This is a genomic window from Pseudomonas sp. TE3899 (assembly GCF_056279105.1).
Genome location: NZ_JBWBQR010000001.1, coordinates 3,622,135 through 3,636,820 on the forward strand (window position 1 = coordinate 3,622,135; position 14,686 = coordinate 3,636,820).

Genomic DNA, 14,686 nt, shown 5'->3' on the forward strand with positions numbered 1-14,686 from the left:
GCTCCGCGGGACTTGTGTACACCCTGCAGGAGCGGCCGCAGGCTGCGATCTTTTAGCGGCGGTTAGCCCAACGCTGGCGCAACCATTCAAGATCTTCAGGCCGAGTGACCTTGATATTGTCGGAGCGCCCCTCGATCAAGCGCGGCGCGAGCCCCGACCATTCCATCGCCGACGCTTCATCGGTGATGACAACATCCGCGACCAGACTGTCCGCCAACGCCCGATGCAGCGCACCGAGGCGAAACATCTGCGGCGTGTAAGCCTGCCAGATCACGCTGCGATCCACGGTTTCCAGCACACGCCCGTTTTTGTCGACGCGCTTGAGGGTGTCCCGCGCAGGCACCGCCAACAACCCACCGACCGGATCGTCCGCCAGTTCACTCAACAACTTGTCGAGATCGTCCCGGGCCAGGTTCGGCCGTGCGGCATCGTGCACCAGCACCCAATCCTCATCGCCAGCCCCCAACGCATGCAAATGCAGCAACGCATTGAGCACCGACCCGGACCGCTCCGCGCCGCCCTCGACTCGCTGAATGCGAGCATCGGAAGCGCAGGCCAGGTTCGGCCAATAAGGATCATCGATAGCAAGACTGACCACCAACCCCTTCAGGGACGGATGATCAAGGAAACAGCCGAGGCTGTGTTCGAGAATAGTGCGCCCGCCCAGTTGCAAATATTGCTTGGGACGGTCCGCGGCCATACGGGCACCGACGCCCGCGGCAGGAATCACGGCCCAGAAGGCCGGTAACGTCTGGATCATTGAGCCAACTGGTAAAGGGTTTCACCGTCCTTGACCATGCCCAGCTCATGACGAGCCCGCTCTTCAACGGTCTCCATGCCCTTTTTCAACTCGCTGACTTCGGCGTCCATCACCCGATTGCGTTCCAGCAAGCCTTCATTCTCAGCATGTTGATCCGCGATCTGCTGAGTCAGCTCGGCCACTTGCGCCAGACTGCCATTTCCCACCCACAGGCGGTACTGCAGGCCAGCCAGCAGCAGGAGCAAGACGAGGAACAACCAATTGGGACTGCGCATCGAATATCAGGTATCCAGTGAAAAAAGACAGCCATGCCAAAACTATGAAGCTTCTGATAGCACGAAGCCTGGAAGACCCAGGCTTGTGCTCTTAAGGCATCAGATTAGTGGCAAAAACGTCGCTGTCGCGATTTTTCCGACACAATCCGGTGTCTTTTTTTACCACGTACAGCTTAGCCGCGGAACTCGCTGCGGCCGTTGTACTTGGCTTTGCCATTCAACTGCTCTTCGATACGCAGCAGTTGGTTGTACTTGGAAACGCGATCGGAACGGCACAGGGAGCCGGTCTTGATCTGGCCAGCCGACGTGCCCACGGCCAGATCGGCAATGGTCGAATCTTCGGTTTCGCCGGAGCGGTGCGAGATCACGGCAGTGTAACCTGCGGCCTTGGCCATCTGGATGGCTGCCAGGGTTTCGGTCAGGGTGCCGATCTGGTTGAACTTGATCAGGATCGAGTTGGCGATCTTTTTGTCGATGCCTTCTTTCAGGATCTTGGTGTTGGTCACGAACAGATCGTCGCCCACCAGCTGGATTTTCTCGCCGATCTTGTCGGTGAGGACTTTCCAGCCAGCCCAGTCGGACTCATCCAGGCCATCTTCGATGGAGATGATCGGGTAGCGCTCGGTCAGGCCTTTGAGGTAATCAGCGAAACCTTCGGAGGTGAAGACATGGCCTTCGCCGGCCAGGTTGTATTTACCGTCTTCGTAGAATTCGCTGGCCGCGCAGTCCAGAGCCAGGGTCACGTCGGTGCCCAGCTTGTAACCGGCGTTGGCCACGGCTTCGGAGATCACTTTCAACGCATCTTCGTTGGACGCCAGGTTCGGCGCAAAACCACCTTCGTCACCGACGGCAGTGCTCAGGCCACGGGCCTTCAGCACAGCTTTGAGGTGATGGAAAATCTCGGTGCCCATGCGCAGGCCTTCCGAGAAAGACTTGGCGCCAACCGGCTGAACCATGAATTCCTGGATGTCGACGTTGTTATCGGCGTGCTCGCCACCGTTGATGATGTTCATCATCGGAACCGGCATCGAGTAGACACCCGGGGTGCCGTTCAAGTTGGCAATGTGAGCGTACAGCGGCAGGTCCTGGTCCTGTGCTGCGGCCTTGGCGGCAGCCAGGGAAACGGCGAGGATCGCGTTGGCGCCCAGGGAACCTTTGTTTTCAGTACCGTCGAGCTTGATCATCGCGTGATCGAGGGCTTTCTGGTCGCTTGGGTCTTTACCCAACAGCAGGTCGCGAATCGGACCGTTGATGTTGCCTACGGCTTTGAGTACGCCCTTGCCCAGGTAACGGCTCTTGTCGCCATCACGCAGCTCGAGTGCTTCACGCGAGCCAGTGGAAGCACCGGACGGCGCGCAGGCGCTACCGATGATGCCGTTATCGAGAAGCACGTCCGCTTCGACGGTGGGATTGCCACGGGAGTCGAGAACTTCACGACCTTTGATGTCGACGATTTTTGCCATTGTTGTAAACACTCCAAAGTTGACGAAACGCTCGTACTGATCGATTTATAACTTGTGGGTCGCATTGTTACATAAGACTGGTTGGCTAGCGGCGCTCTCTCGGGCGCCTTCGCGAGCAAGCTCAGCTCCTACACGGAGAAAAGAGGTTTACGCGGTTTCTACCGTCGGAAAACTCTTCACCAGTTCGTCCAACGCTTTGAGCTGGGCCAGGAATGGCTCCAGTTTGTCCAGGGGCAAGGCGCAAGGGCCGTCGCATTTGGCGTTGTCCGGATCCGGGTGGGCTTCGAGGAACAGGCCCGCCAGGGACTGGCTGATGCCGGCCTTGGCCAGATCGGTGACCTGGGCGCGGCGACCGCCAGCGGAATCGGAACGACCGCCAGGCATTTGCAGCGAGTGGGTTACGTCGAAGAACACCGGGTATTCGAACTGCTTCATGATGCCGAAGCCGAGCATGTCGACGACCAGGTTGTTGTAGCCGAAGCTCGAACCGCGCTCGCAGAGGATCAACTGATCGTTACCCGCTTCCACGCACTTGCTCAGGATGTGTTTCATCTCATGCGGAGCGAGGAACTGGGCTTTCTTGATGTTGATCACCGCGCCGGTCTTGGCCATCGCGACCACGAGGTCGGTCTGGCGCGACAGGAAGGCCGGCAACTGGATGATGTCGCAGACTTCAGCGACGACCGCGGCCTGTTCAGGCTCGTGGACGTCGGTGATGATCGGCACGCCGAAGGCTTGCTTGATGTCCTGGAAGATCCGCATGCCCTCTTCCAGGCCGGGGCCACGGTAAGAGGTCACGGAGGAACGGTTAGCCTTGTCGAAACTGGCCTTGAACACGTAAGGGATACCGAGTTTCCCGGTGACCTTTACGTATTCTTCGCAGACCTGCATCGCCATGTCGCGGCTTTCCAGCACGTTCATGCCACCGAAAAGCACCATTGGCTTGTCGTTGGCAATCTCGATATCGCCTACACGGATGATCTTCTGCGCCATCGGATTTATGCCTTCTTCTGGTGTTGAGTCAACGCTGCTTTGACGAAGCCAGTGAACAGCGGGTGGCCGTCACGCGGGGTCGAGGTGAACTCAGGGTGGAACTGGCAAGCGACGAACCAAGGATGATCCGGTGCTTCAACCACTTCAACCAGCGCGCCATCACCGGAGCGACCGGAGATTTTCAGCCCGGCTTCCATGATTTGCGGCAGCAGGTTGTTGTTCACTTCGTAGCGATGGCGGTGACGCTCGACAATCACGTCCTTGGCATAGCAATCGTGAACCAGCGAACCCGGCTCCAGCAGGCAATCCTGTGCGCCGAGGCGCATGGTGCCGCCCAGGTCGGACGATTCGGTACGGGTTTCGACCGCGCCGGTGGCATCTTCCCATTCGGTGATCAGGCCCACGACCGGGTGACCGCTGGTGCGATCGAACTCGGTGGAGTTGGCGTCTTTCCAGCCCAGCACGTTACGAGCGAACTCGATCACGGCCACTTGCATGCCCAGGCAGATGCCCAGATACGGAACCTTGTTTTCGCGAGCGAATTGAACGGCAGTGATCTTGCCTTCCACGCCACGCAGACCGAAGCCGCCCGGTACGAGGATCGCGTCGACACCTTCGAGCAGCGCAGTGCCCTGGTTTTCGATGTCTTCGGAATCGATGTAGCGCAGGTTGACCTTGGTGCGGTTGCTGATGCCGGCGTGACTCATCGCTTCGATCAGCGACTTGTACGCATCCAGCAGCTCCATGTACTTGCCGACCATGGCGATGGTGACTTCGTGCTCAGGGTTGAGCTTGGCGTCGACCACGGCTTCCCACTCGGACAGATCGGCGCCGCCACATTGCAGGCCGAAACGCTCGACAACGAAATCATCCAGGCCCTGGGAATGCAGGATGCCCGGGATCTTGTAGATGGTGTCGGCGTCTTCCAGGGCGATCACCGCACGTTCTTCAACGTTGGTGAATTGCGCGATCTTGCGACGGGACGAGATGTCGATCGGGTGATCGGAGCGGCACACCAGCACGTCAGGTTGCAGGCCGATGGAACGCAGTTCCTTGACCGAGTGCTGGGTTGGCTTGGTTTTGGTTTCGCCGGCAGTGGCGATGTACGGCACCAGTGTCAGGTGCATCAGCATCGCGCGCTTGGCGCCGACTTCAAAACGCAATTGACGGATCGCTTCGAGGAACGGTTGCGACTCGATGTCACCCACGGTGCCACCGATCTCGACCATGGCCACGTCGGCATCGCCGGCGCCCTTGATGATCCGGCGCTTGATTTCGTCGGTGATGTGCGGGATCACCTGGATGGTGGCGCCCAGGTAATCACCACGGCGCTCTTTGCGCAGCACGTGTTCGTAGACACGGCCAGTGGTGAAGTTGTTGTTCTGGGTCATGGTCGTGCGGATGAACCGCTCGTAGTGGCCCAGGTCCAGGTCGGTCTCGGCGCCGTCGTGGGTGACGAACACTTCACCGTGCTGGAACGGGCTCATGGTGCCCGGGTCAACGTTGATGTACGGGTCCAGCTTCAGCATGGTGACCTTAAGTCCCCGCGCCTCCAGGATGGCCGCCAATGAAGCCGAGGCAATGCCTTTCCCCAATGAAGAAACAACACCGCCCGTGACGAATATGTAGCGCGTCATGAAAAACCCTAGAAGTCTGCGTTAAAGCGGTCCGAGCCGCCGGGGAAAGCGAAGGAAGGCCGAAGCCCCCGATCACCTGCATTAATCACAGTGCATCTTTCAAAAAAACCGCCGCGTTGGGACAGACCGGGAGATGAAACACCGGTGCGTTGCTCGCTACACATTTTTTGGAATCGCCCAGCAAAGACTGCTTGGTAATCGGCAACTCCTGCAATTCAGGCGAATCCACAGAAGTTGTATCAAGAAGGGAGCGTAGTCTACCGGAAAGCCCCTTTCAGCTCAAACCTTGATCTTCGGTTGGCGGCTGCCACTGTAAATTCCAGCCGTCCGCTGTGCAGCCATTCACCCCCTGCAACCCCGCTACAGCCAGCAGTTGCTCGCCGCGATAGAGCAGCGGCAATCTGCCACGGGCGAATGCCGGGACAGCCCTTTCGTTAAGCAAACGCTTAAGGTCGCGGTGACCGCGGTCGGGCAAATTCATGATCTCGCCTCCTTCACGATAGCGGATCTGCAGCGGGCCAGCGGGGATTTGCCCGCTCAGCGTGAGCAAGCCATTGTCCGGCAACGCCAGCGGCAATGTAGGATCGGCCCAGCGTCCGGCCTCCGGTGGCGTACGTAGCCAGGCACCGGACAGCCACCAGATACGCCCGCTCGCCCGGTGCAATTCACCGTCCGCCAGACGCCAGATCGGACGAGCATCACCGGTGGCATCGCGCAGATCCTGCCAACCCGACCAATGGTCACTGTCCGGCAGGCGTGTCCGCGTCTTTAACCAGCAACTCAAGGCATTGCGTTGACGTGCACCGGACAGTTTTTCCAATGAAGCCAGTGCCAGAGACGGCAATCCCAGCCAATCGAAATCACTGCGACTGCCTGCCTCGGCCAAATCGATCACCGCCAACTCATCCAGTAACCCTTGGGCTTCGCGCAGATGCGCCGCACTGCGGGCCATGGTCGCCTGCGCTTGCGGCCAACGCTGGGTCAGCACCGGGAACACTTGATGACGCAGGTAATTGCGCGAGAACTGCCGATCCTCATTCGAAGGATCTTCGATCCAGCTCAATTGATGCTCGACGGCATAAGCCTCGAGTTCCGCCCGAGTGACCTCCAGCAACGGCCGAAGCAAATGCCCCTGACCCAAGCCACGTTCGACCGGCATTCCCGACAGCCCCCTTACCCCGGCCCCGCGCAACAGTCGAAACAACAGGGTTTCGGCCTGATCGTCGCGGTGCTGGGCGGTCAGCAGTACATCGTTGATGTGTGTCGCCGCGATGAAGGCGCCATAGCGCGCATCCCGGGCGGCACGCTCCAGGCTGGCGCCGGGTTGAACCTGCACGCGAACAACCTCTAGCGGCACACCGAGGGCATCACAGACTGATTGGCAATGTTCCGGCCACGCATCCGCGGCAGCCTGGAGGCCGTGATGGACATGGATCGCGCTGAGCGCCGGCAGGTATTGGATTTTGGCGAGGTGGGCTAGAAGGTGCAGCAGGACGGTGGAGTCGAGGCCGCCGGAGAAGGCGATGCGCCAGGTATTGGCATTGCGCCAAGGATCAAGTTGCTTGAGCAATTGCGCGTGAAGTGACATGGACGCACCAAAACCGTGTAGGAGCAAAGCTTGCCCGCGATGACTTGTGGCGAGGGGGCTTGCCCCGTTCGACGGCAAAGCCGTCGCAAAAAGTCGATGCATTCCAACCGAACGCATCGACTTCATTTGGGACTACTTCGTCGTCCAACGGGGGCAAGCCCCTCGCCACAGCAAGCCCCGCTCGTACAGGGTGATGCAGGAGCGTTCGATCAGAGACCGTAGCTCATCAGACGTTCGTAACGACGCTTGAGCAGCGCTTCATTATCAAACTTCTTCAGCATCGCCAGTTGCGAGCTCAGCTCGGCACGGATCGAGGCAGCGGCGGCAGCCGGGTCGCGGTGGGCGCCGCCCAACGGCTCGCCGATCACCTTGTCCACGATGCCCAGGCCTTTCAGGCGCTCGGCGGTGATGCCCATGGCTTCAGCGGCATCCGGGGCTTTCTCGGCGGTTTTCCACAGGATCGAGGCGCAACCTTCCGGCGAAATTACCGCGTAGGTCGAGTACTGCAGCATGTTCAGTTGGTCACAAACACCAATCGCCAACGCACCGCCGGAACCACCTTCACCGATGACGGTGGCGATGATCGGGGTTTTCAGGCGCGCCATGACACGCAGGTTCCAGGCAATCGCTTCGCTCTGGTTGCGCTCTTCAGCGTCGATGCCAGGGTAAGCACCCGGGGTGTCGATGAAGGTCAGGATTGGCATCTTGAAGCGTTCGGCCATTTCCATCAGGCGGCACGCCTTGCGGTAGCCCTCCGGACGCGGCATGCCGAAGTTGCGGCGAACCTTCTCGCGCACTTCACGGCCTTTCTGGTGACCGATGATCATCACCGGCTGGTCGTCCAGACGGGCAATGCCGCCAACGATGGCTGCGTCGTCGGAGAAGTGACGGTCGCCGTGCAGTTCGTCGAACTCGGTGAAGATATGTTCGATGTAGTCCAGGGTGTATGGACGTTTCGGGTGACGCGCCAGACGCGCGATCTGCCAGCTGGTCAGCTTGCCGAAGATGTCTTCGGTCAGCGTGCTGCTTTTGTCCTGCAGGCGGGAGATCTCATCGCCGATATTCAGCGAATTGTCATTACCGACCAAGCGCAACTCTTCGATCTTGGCTTGCAGGTCGGCGATCGGCTGTTCGAAATCTAGAAAATTCGGGTTCATAGGCGTCCGTCTTGGGTCGACTTCCAAGGGAGCTTGGGCCGGCCGGTTGTCTATTCGCGCCCTACCTTAAGGGAGAGGCGCGTTCAGGTCGAGATTAAAAATTCAGGTCGAGATCAGGCCCTATCAATAGAGCCTGACCGTCAACGGTATTGGAGGAAGACGTTGTCTCGCCCGAACTGGTCACGCAGGGCTTGAATCAAGGCATCCGCCGGGTCGATCCGCCAGGTCTCGCCGAACTGCAGCAAGGCCTTCGCATCAGGACTGGTGTACTCCATGGTGATCGGGCACGCACCGCGGTGACGCTTGAACAGCTCACCCAGCCAGCGTAGCTGATCGCCTTTCAAATCCTGGGTGTGCAGCTTCAGGCGCAGGCTTTCGGCCAGGTTGGTGCGCGCATCTTCCATGCTCATCACCCGCTTGACTCGCAGGCGCAAGCCACCGGAGAAGTCGTCGTTACTGACTTCGCCTTCGACCACCACCATCGCGTCGGTCTGCAACAGCGACTGCGCGGAGTGGAACGCCTCGGCAAACAGCGACGCTTCGATCCGGCCCGAGCGGTCGTCAAGGGTGATGAACCCCATCTTGTCGCCCTTTTTGTTCTTCATCACCCGCAGGGCGATGATCATGCCGGCGACGGTTTGGGTATCGCGCGCCGGTTTCAGGTCGATGATGCGCTGGCGAGCGAAACGGCGGATCTCGCCTTCGTATTCATCAATCGGGTGACCGGTCAGGTACAGGCCCAGGGTGTCTTTCTCCCCTTTCAGGCGTTCCTTGAGGGTCAGTTCCTTGGCCTTGCGGTTATTGGCGTAGACGTCGGCGTCTTCTTCAACGAACAGGCCGCCAAACAGGTCAACGTGACCGCTGTCTTTGGTACGCAGGGTTTGTTCCGCGGCCTTGATCGCTCCCTCCATGGCATTGAGCAACACCGCCCGGTTACGGTCGATATTGGCCTGGTAGGCTTTCTGCTCGTCATGAAAGTAAGGACCGAGACGATCCAGCGCACCGCTGCGGATCAGACCGTCGAGGGTCCGCTTGTTGATGCGCTTGAGGTCAACCCGGGCGCAGAAGTCGAACAAATCCTTGAACGGACCGGCCTGACGCGCCTCGGTGATCGCTTCCACCGGACCTTCGCCCACACCCTTGATCGCGCCGAGACCGTAGATGATCCGGCCTTCCTCGTTCACCGTGAACTTGAACTCCGACGTATTCACATCCGGCGCGTCGAGACGCAGCTTCATGGTGCGAATTTCTTCGATCAAGGTCACGACCTTGTCGGTGTTGTGCATATCCGCCGACAGTACCGCGGCCATGAACGGCGCCGGGTAATGGGTTTTCAGCCACGCCGTCTGGTACGACACCAGACCGTAGGCGGCCGAGTGAGACTTGTTGAAGCCGTAACCGGCGAATTTCTCTACCAGGTCGAAAATGTTACCGGCCAGGTCGGCGTCGATATTGTTGGTGGCGCATCCCTCAATGAAACCGCCGCGTTGCTTGGCCATTTCTTCGGGTTTTTTCTTACCCATGGCCCGACGCAGCATGTCCGCACCACCGAGGGTGTAACCGGCCATGACCTGGGCGATCTGCATCACCTGTTCCTGGTACAGGATGATGCCGTACGTCGGCGCCAATACCGGCTTGAGGCCTTCGTACTGGTAGTCCGAGTGCGGGTACGCCAGTTCGGCGCGACCGTGCTTACGGTTGATAAAGTCGTCAACCATGCCTGACTGCAACGGACCCGGACGGAACAGGGCCACCAGTGCGATCAAGTCTTCCAGGCAGTCGGGCTTGAGCTTTTTGATCAGCTCTTTCATGCCGCGGGATTCAAGCTGGAACACCGCGGTGGTTTCAGCTTTTTGCAGCAACTGGTACGTCGGCTTGTCATCCAGCGGGATGAAGGCGATGTCCAGCGGCGGCTGATCGACCTTGGCGCGGTCGCGGTTGATGGTTTTCAGCGCCCAGTCGATAACGGTCAGGGTCCGCAGGCCGAGGAAGTCGAACTTCACCAGACCGGCAGCCTCGACGTCGTCCTTGTCGAACTGGGTGACCAGACCATCACCGGCCTCATCGCAATAGATCGGCGAGAAGTCAGTCAACTTGGTCGGGGCGATAACCACACCACCGGCGTGCTTGCCGACGTTACGCACTACGCCTTCGAGCTTGCGCGCCATTTCCCAGATTTCCGCGGCTTCTTCATCGACCTTGATGAAGTCGCGCAGGATTTCTTCCTGTTCGTAGGCTTTTTCCAGGGTCATGCCGACTTCGAACGGAATCATCTTAGACAGACGATCCGCCAGCCCGTAGGACTTGCCCTGCACCCGCGCCACGTCGCGGACCACAGCCTTGGCGGCCATGGAACCAAAGGTGATGATCTGGCTGACCGCGTTACGGCCGTATTTCTCGGCCACGTATTCGATTACCCGGTCGCGGCCATCCATGCAGAAGTCGACGTCGAAGTCGGGCATCGATACCCGTTCCGGGTTAAGGAAACGTTCGAACAGCAGGTCATATTCCAGCGGGTCGAGGTCGGTGATCTTCTGCACATAGGCCACCAGCGACCCGGCACCCGACCCCCGGCCCGGACCTACCGGCACACCGTTGCTCTTGGCCCACTGGATAAAGTCCATCACGATCAGGAAGTAACCGGGGAACCCCATCTGGATGATGATATCCAGCTCAAAATTCAACCGGTCGACGTAGACCTGGCGCTTGGCTTCGTAGTCTTCGGTGGTGTCCTTGGGCAGCAGGACGGTCAGGCGCTCCTCCAGGCCGTCGAAGGACACCTTGCGGAAATACTCGTCGATGGTCATGCCATCGGGAATCGGGAAGTTGGGCAGGAAGTGCTTGCCCAGCTTCACTTCGATGTTGCAGCGCTTGGCGATCTCGACGGTGTTTTCCAGCGCTTCGGGAATGTCGCTGAACAGCTCGGCCATTTCCTCGGCGCTTTTGAGGTATTGCTGGTCGCTGTAGTTTTTCGAACGCCGCGGATCGTCGAGGGCGCGGCCCTCACCGATGCAAACGCGGGTTTCGTGAGCTTCGAAGTCTTCCTGCTTGATGAAGCGCACGTCGTTGGTCGCCACCAGCGGCGCGCCGATCTTCTCGGCCAGGGCCACGGCACCGTGCAGTTGTTCTTCGTCGTTGGGACGGTTGGTGCGCTGGATCTCCAGATAGAAACGATCCGGGAACACCGTCATCCATTCACGCGCCAGGGTTTCGGCTTCGGCGGGGTTGCCGCCGAGCAGGGCCAGGCCGATTTCGCCCTCTTTCGCCGCCGACAGCATGATCAAGCCTTCGCTGGCTTCGGCCACCCATTCGCGCTCGATGATGATCGAGCCATTACGCTGGCCGTCGATGAAGCCACGGGAGATCAGTTCGGTGAGGTTGCGATAGCCGACGGCGTTCATCGCCAGCAGGCTGATCCGGCTCAGGGCGTTATCCGGATCCTTGTTCGACAGCCACAGGTCGGCGCCGCAGATTGGCTTGATGCCCGCGCCCATCGAGGCTTTATAGAATTTGACCAGGGAACACATGTTGTTCTGGTCAGTGACCGCCACGGCAGGCATGTTCATGCCGACCAGGGTCTTGACCAGCGGTTTGATCCGCACCAGACCGTCGACCAGGGAATATTCAGTGTGCAGGCGTAGGTGAACGAATGAAGCCGGCATAGTGATCCTGTCTGTAAACGTGAAGACAACAAGGCCCGGATTGTACCGGGCCTTGGGAAAAACATCAGCCTTGCGACTAACTCTCGATCAGGTTTTCCCGCGCCTCGTAAGCCAGGCGGACCGGGGCGAACGAACGGCGATGGATGGGGGTCGGCCCCAAACGGGCCAGGGCTTCCAGATGAACGGGCGTCGGGTAGCCTTTGTGGCCGCCAATGCCGTAACCCGGGTAAATCAATTCGAAAGCAGCCATTTCACGGTCGCGACTGACCTTGGCGAGAATCGATGCGGCGGCGATGGCCGGCACCTTGCCGTCGCCCTGCACCACCGCTTCGGCGCGCATGGACAATTTCGGGCAACGGTTGCCGTCGATCATCGCCAGTTTCGGCTGGATGTGCAGGCCTTCGATGGCGCGCTGCATGGCCAGCATGGTGGCGTGCAGAATGTTCAGCTCGTCGATTTCTTCGACTTCGGCCCGGGCGATGTGCCAGCTCAGGGCCTTCTCGCAGATTTCGTCGTAGAGCTTTTCGCGGCGGGCTTCGGTGAGTTTTTTCGAATCGTTCAGGCCGAGGATCGGCCGATTCGGGTCGAGAATCACCGCAGCCGTGACCACCGCGCCGCAGAGCGGACCGCGACCGACTTCGTCGACACCGGCAACCAAATCTTCCACTTCAGCGACCAAGGTGAAATCCAGCCCCATTTGCATGCTTGTCTTACTCATTGTACGTGGCCGATCAGATTCAGCACGGCGTCTGCCGCCTGGTTGGAGGCGTCCAGACGCAAGGTGCGGTGGATTTCATCAAAGCCGCGGGTCTGTTCTTCGCCGCCGTCGATCAGCGGGGACAGGGTCTGGGCCAGGGCTTCGACCGTCGCATCGTCCTGCAGCAACTCGGGCACCAGCAGGCGCTGGGCCAGCAAGTTCGGCAACGAAACGTAGGGACTTTTCACCATGCGCTTGAGAATCCAGAACGTCAGCGGTGCCAGGCGATAGGCAACCACCATCGGCCGTTTGTACAACAACGCTTCGAGCGTCGCCGTACCAGAGGCGATCAACACTGCGTCGCAGGCGGCCAGGGCCAGATGGGATTTACCATCGAGCAAGGTCAGCGGCAGATCGCGACCGGCCAGCAGCTCTTCGAGCTGGGCCCGGCGCTGCGGGCTGGCGCACGGCATGACGAAGCGCACGCCGGGGCGCAGGGCGCGCAGGCGCTGGGCGGTGTCGAGGAACAACGCGCCGAGACGGCCGACTTCACCGCCACGGCTACCGGGCATCAACGCCACCAAGGGACCGTCGGGCAAGCCCAGCTCAGCCCGCGCTGCTGCGCGATCGGCTTGCAGCGGAATCGCATCGGCCAGGGAGTGCCCGACAAACCGCACCGGCACGCCTTTCTCTTCGTAGAACTTCGCTTCGAACGGGAACAGCGTCAGCATCAGGTCGCAGCCTTCGCGAATCTTCAACACCCGCTTTTGCCGCCAGGCCCAGACCGACGGGCTGACGTAATGCACGGTCTTGATCCCGGCCTGACGCAGCTTGAGTTCGATATTGAGGGTGAAATCCGGGGCATCGATGCCGATGAACACGTCCGGCTTTTCGGCGATCAGGTCCGCAATCAGCTTCTTGCGTCGGGCCAGCAGTTCGCGCAAGCGGCCCAGCACTTCCACCAGGCCCATGACCGAAAGACGTTCCATCGGGAAGTACGACGTCAGGCCTTCGGCCTGCATCAGCGGACCACCGACACCGATGAATTCCACCGCCGGATGCCGGGCCTTGAGCGCGCGCATCAGACCGGCGCCCAGAATGTCACCGGAAGCCTCACCCGCTACCAGCGCAATACGCAGATTAGCCATGATTAGCGAGTGATGCCGCGGGTCGAAGACTGGATGGAATCACGGAACACCGCGACTTCCGGAAACTGTGCCGAAGGTTCGGCCAGTTCGGCGAGCGCCTGTTCGACCGTCAGGCCCTGGCGGTAAACCACCTTGTAGGCACGACGCAGCGCGTGGATCGCGTCTTCGCTGAAACCACGACGGCGCATGCCTTCGAAGTTCATGCTGCGGGCTTCGGCCGGATTGCCGAATACCGTGACGTACGCGGGCACGTCCTTGCCAATAGCGGTGCCCATGCCGGAGAAACTATGGGCGCCGATGTGGCAATACTGGTGAACCAGGGTAAAGCCGGACAGGATCGCCCAATCTTCAACGTGCACATGGCCGGCCAACGCGGTGTTGTTGACCAGAATGCAGTGGTTGCCGATCACGCTATCGTGACCGATATGGGCATACGCCATGATCAGGTTGTGATCACCCAGCGTGGTTTCCGAACGGTCCTGCACGGTGCCACGGTGAATCGTTACGCCTTCGCGGATAACGTTGTGGTCACCGATGACCAGGCGGGTTTCTTCGCCTTTGTATTTCAGATCGGGCGTGTCCTCACCTACCGAGGAAAACTGGTAGATGCGGTTGTGCTTACCGATACGGGTCGGGCCCTTGAGAATCACATGCGGCCCGATCACTGTCCCCTCGCCGATTTCCACACCAGCGCCGATGATCGACCATGGGCCGACCTCGACGTCGTCAGCCAGGATGGCTGTCGGATCGATGATTGCGCGAGGGTCAACCAAACTCATAGTTTGCGTTCCGCGCAGATGATTTCAGCGGAGCAGACTGGCTTGCCGTCGACCGAAGCCTGGCATTCGAACTTCCAGATCTGGCGCTTGCAGCTGATGAAGCGGGCTTCGAGGATCAACTGATCGCCTGGGGTGACAGGCTGGCGAAAACGCAGCTTGTCGGAGCCGACGAAGTAGTAAAGCGTGCCGTCAGCAGGCTTCACGTCGAGCATTTTGAAACCAAGGATACCGGCAGCCTGAGCCATTGCTTCGATGATCAGTACGCCCGGCATGATTGGATGCGCAGGGAAGTGACCATTGAAGAACGGTTCGTTGATGCTGACATTCTTGTAGGCGCGAATGCGCTTGCCTTCCACATCCAGTTCCACGACCCGGTCCACCAGCAGGAACGGGTAACGGTGAGGCAGGTATTCGCGAATCTCGTTGATGTCCATCATTTCGGGGGGAAGCCTATGTAAAGATTGGGAGAGCGCGACTGACGCGCACCCCTCTAGCAAATCAAGGAGGCAGTCTAGCGGCTGTGCACA

Annotated in this window: 12 protein-coding genes; all 12 read right to left on the minus strand. The window is 59.8% G+C overall.

Annotated features, from left to right (window positions below; genetic code table 11):
- Positions 1-52: 52 nt before the first annotated feature.
- On the minus strand, positions 53-760 hold the full coding sequence (gene ispD / locus ACZ89E_RS16670) for a 2-C-methyl-D-erythritol 4-phosphate cytidylyltransferase (RefSeq protein WP_149657368.1): 708 nt from the start codon (positions 758-760) through the stop codon (positions 53-55).
- Complete coding sequence (ftsB, locus tag ACZ89E_RS16675; protein ID WP_008028992.1) at positions 757-1,035, minus strand: cell division protein FtsB; 279 nt, start codon at positions 1,033-1,035, stop codon at positions 757-759. The genes ispD and ftsB overlap by 4 nt, the downstream gene beginning before the upstream one ends.
- Before the next feature lie 173 nt (positions 1,036-1,208).
- The gene (gene eno, locus ACZ89E_RS16680) at positions 1,209-2,498 is read right to left on the minus strand and encodes a phosphopyruvate hydratase (protein ID WP_476256079.1); all 1,290 of its coding nucleotides are present in this window, start codon (positions 2,496-2,498) and stop codon (positions 1,209-1,211) included.
- A 147-nt stretch (positions 2,499-2,645) separates the two neighbouring features.
- Complete coding sequence (gene kdsA / locus ACZ89E_RS16685) at positions 2,646-3,491, minus strand: 3-deoxy-8-phosphooctulonate synthase (protein WP_476256080.1); 846 nt, start codon at positions 3,489-3,491, stop codon at positions 2,646-2,648.
- A 5-nt stretch (positions 3,492-3,496) separates the two neighbouring features.
- A complete protein-coding gene (locus ACZ89E_RS16690; RefSeq protein ID WP_149657370.1) occupies positions 3,497-5,128 on the minus strand; it encodes a CTP synthase in 1,632 nt (543 codons plus the stop codon).
- A 274-nt stretch (positions 5,129-5,402) separates the two neighbouring features.
- On the minus strand, positions 5,403-6,716 hold the full coding sequence (gene tilS / locus ACZ89E_RS16695; RefSeq protein WP_476256081.1) for a tRNA lysidine(34) synthetase TilS: 1,314 nt from the start codon (positions 6,714-6,716) through the stop codon (positions 5,403-5,405).
- A 209-nt stretch (positions 6,717-6,925) separates the two neighbouring features.
- Positions 6,926-7,873: an acetyl-CoA carboxylase carboxyltransferase subunit alpha gene (locus ACZ89E_RS16700; protein WP_149657372.1), complete on the minus strand. Its 948-nt coding sequence runs from the start codon at positions 7,871-7,873 to the stop codon at positions 6,926-6,928.
- 140 nt (positions 7,874-8,013) lie between these two features.
- The gene (gene dnaE / locus ACZ89E_RS16705; RefSeq protein ID WP_149657373.1) at positions 8,014-11,535 is read right to left on the minus strand and encodes a DNA polymerase III subunit alpha; all 3,522 of its coding nucleotides are present in this window, start codon (positions 11,533-11,535) and stop codon (positions 8,014-8,016) included.
- Positions 11,536-11,611: 76 nt separating this feature from the next.
- On the minus strand, positions 11,612-12,238 hold the full coding sequence (rnhB, locus tag ACZ89E_RS16710; RefSeq protein ID WP_054047172.1) for a ribonuclease HII: 627 nt from the start codon (positions 12,236-12,238) through the stop codon (positions 11,612-11,614).
- 11 nt (positions 12,239-12,249) lie between these two features.
- A complete protein-coding gene (gene lpxB, locus ACZ89E_RS16715; RefSeq protein ID WP_476256082.1) occupies positions 12,250-13,380 on the minus strand; it encodes a lipid-A-disaccharide synthase in 1,131 nt (376 codons plus the stop codon).
- A 2-nt stretch (positions 13,381-13,382) separates the two neighbouring features.
- On the minus strand, positions 13,383-14,159 hold the full coding sequence (lpxA, locus tag ACZ89E_RS16720; RefSeq protein WP_149657375.1) for an acyl-ACP--UDP-N-acetylglucosamine O-acyltransferase: 777 nt from the start codon (positions 14,157-14,159) through the stop codon (positions 13,383-13,385).
- The gene (gene fabZ / locus ACZ89E_RS16725; protein ID WP_017336708.1) at positions 14,156-14,596 is read right to left on the minus strand and encodes a 3-hydroxyacyl-ACP dehydratase FabZ; all 441 of its coding nucleotides are present in this window, start codon (positions 14,594-14,596) and stop codon (positions 14,156-14,158) included. Before fabZ ends, lpxA begins: the two co-directional genes overlap by 4 nt.
- Between the last annotated feature and the right edge of the window lie 90 nt (positions 14,597-14,686).

Coding starts and splice junctions, on each gene's coding strand:
- lpxB (WP_476256082.1), bottom strand. CDS start 13,380: ATGGCTAATCTGCGTATTGCGCTGGTAGCGGGTGAGGCTTCCGGTGAC.
- ispD (WP_149657368.1), bottom strand. CDS start 760: ATGATCCAGACGTTACCGGCCTTCTGGGCCGTGATTCCTGCCGCGGGC.
- fabZ (WP_017336708.1), bottom strand. CDS start 14,596: ATGATGGACATCAACGAGATTCGCGAATACCTGCCTCACCGTTACCCG.
- eno (WP_476256079.1), bottom strand. CDS start 2,498: ATGGCAAAAATCGTCGACATCAAAGGTCGTGAAGTTCTCGACTCCCGT.
- dnaE (WP_149657373.1), bottom strand. CDS start 11,535: ATGCCGGCTTCATTCGTTCACCTACGCCTGCACACTGAATATTCCCTG.
- lpxA (WP_149657375.1), bottom strand. CDS start 14,159: ATGAGTTTGGTTGACCCTCGCGCAATCATCGATCCGACAGCCATCCTG.
- ACZ89E_RS16690 (WP_149657370.1), bottom strand. CDS start 5,128: ATGACGCGCTACATATTCGTCACGGGCGGTGTTGTTTCTTCATTGGGG.
- rnhB (WP_054047172.1), bottom strand. CDS start 12,238: ATGCAAATGGGGCTGGATTTCACCTTGGTCGCTGAAGTGGAAGATTTG.
- kdsA (WP_476256080.1), bottom strand. CDS start 3,491: ATGGCGCAGAAGATCATCCGTGTAGGCGATATCGAGATTGCCAACGAC.
- ftsB (WP_008028992.1), bottom strand. CDS start 1,035: ATGCGCAGTCCCAATTGGTTGTTCCTCGTCTTGCTCCTGCTGCTGGCT.
- tilS (WP_476256081.1), bottom strand. CDS start 6,716: ATGTCACTTCACGCGCAATTGCTCAAGCAACTTGATCCTTGGCGCAAT.
- ACZ89E_RS16700 (WP_149657372.1), bottom strand. CDS start 7,873: ATGAACCCGAATTTTCTAGATTTCGAACAGCCGATCGCCGACCTGCAA.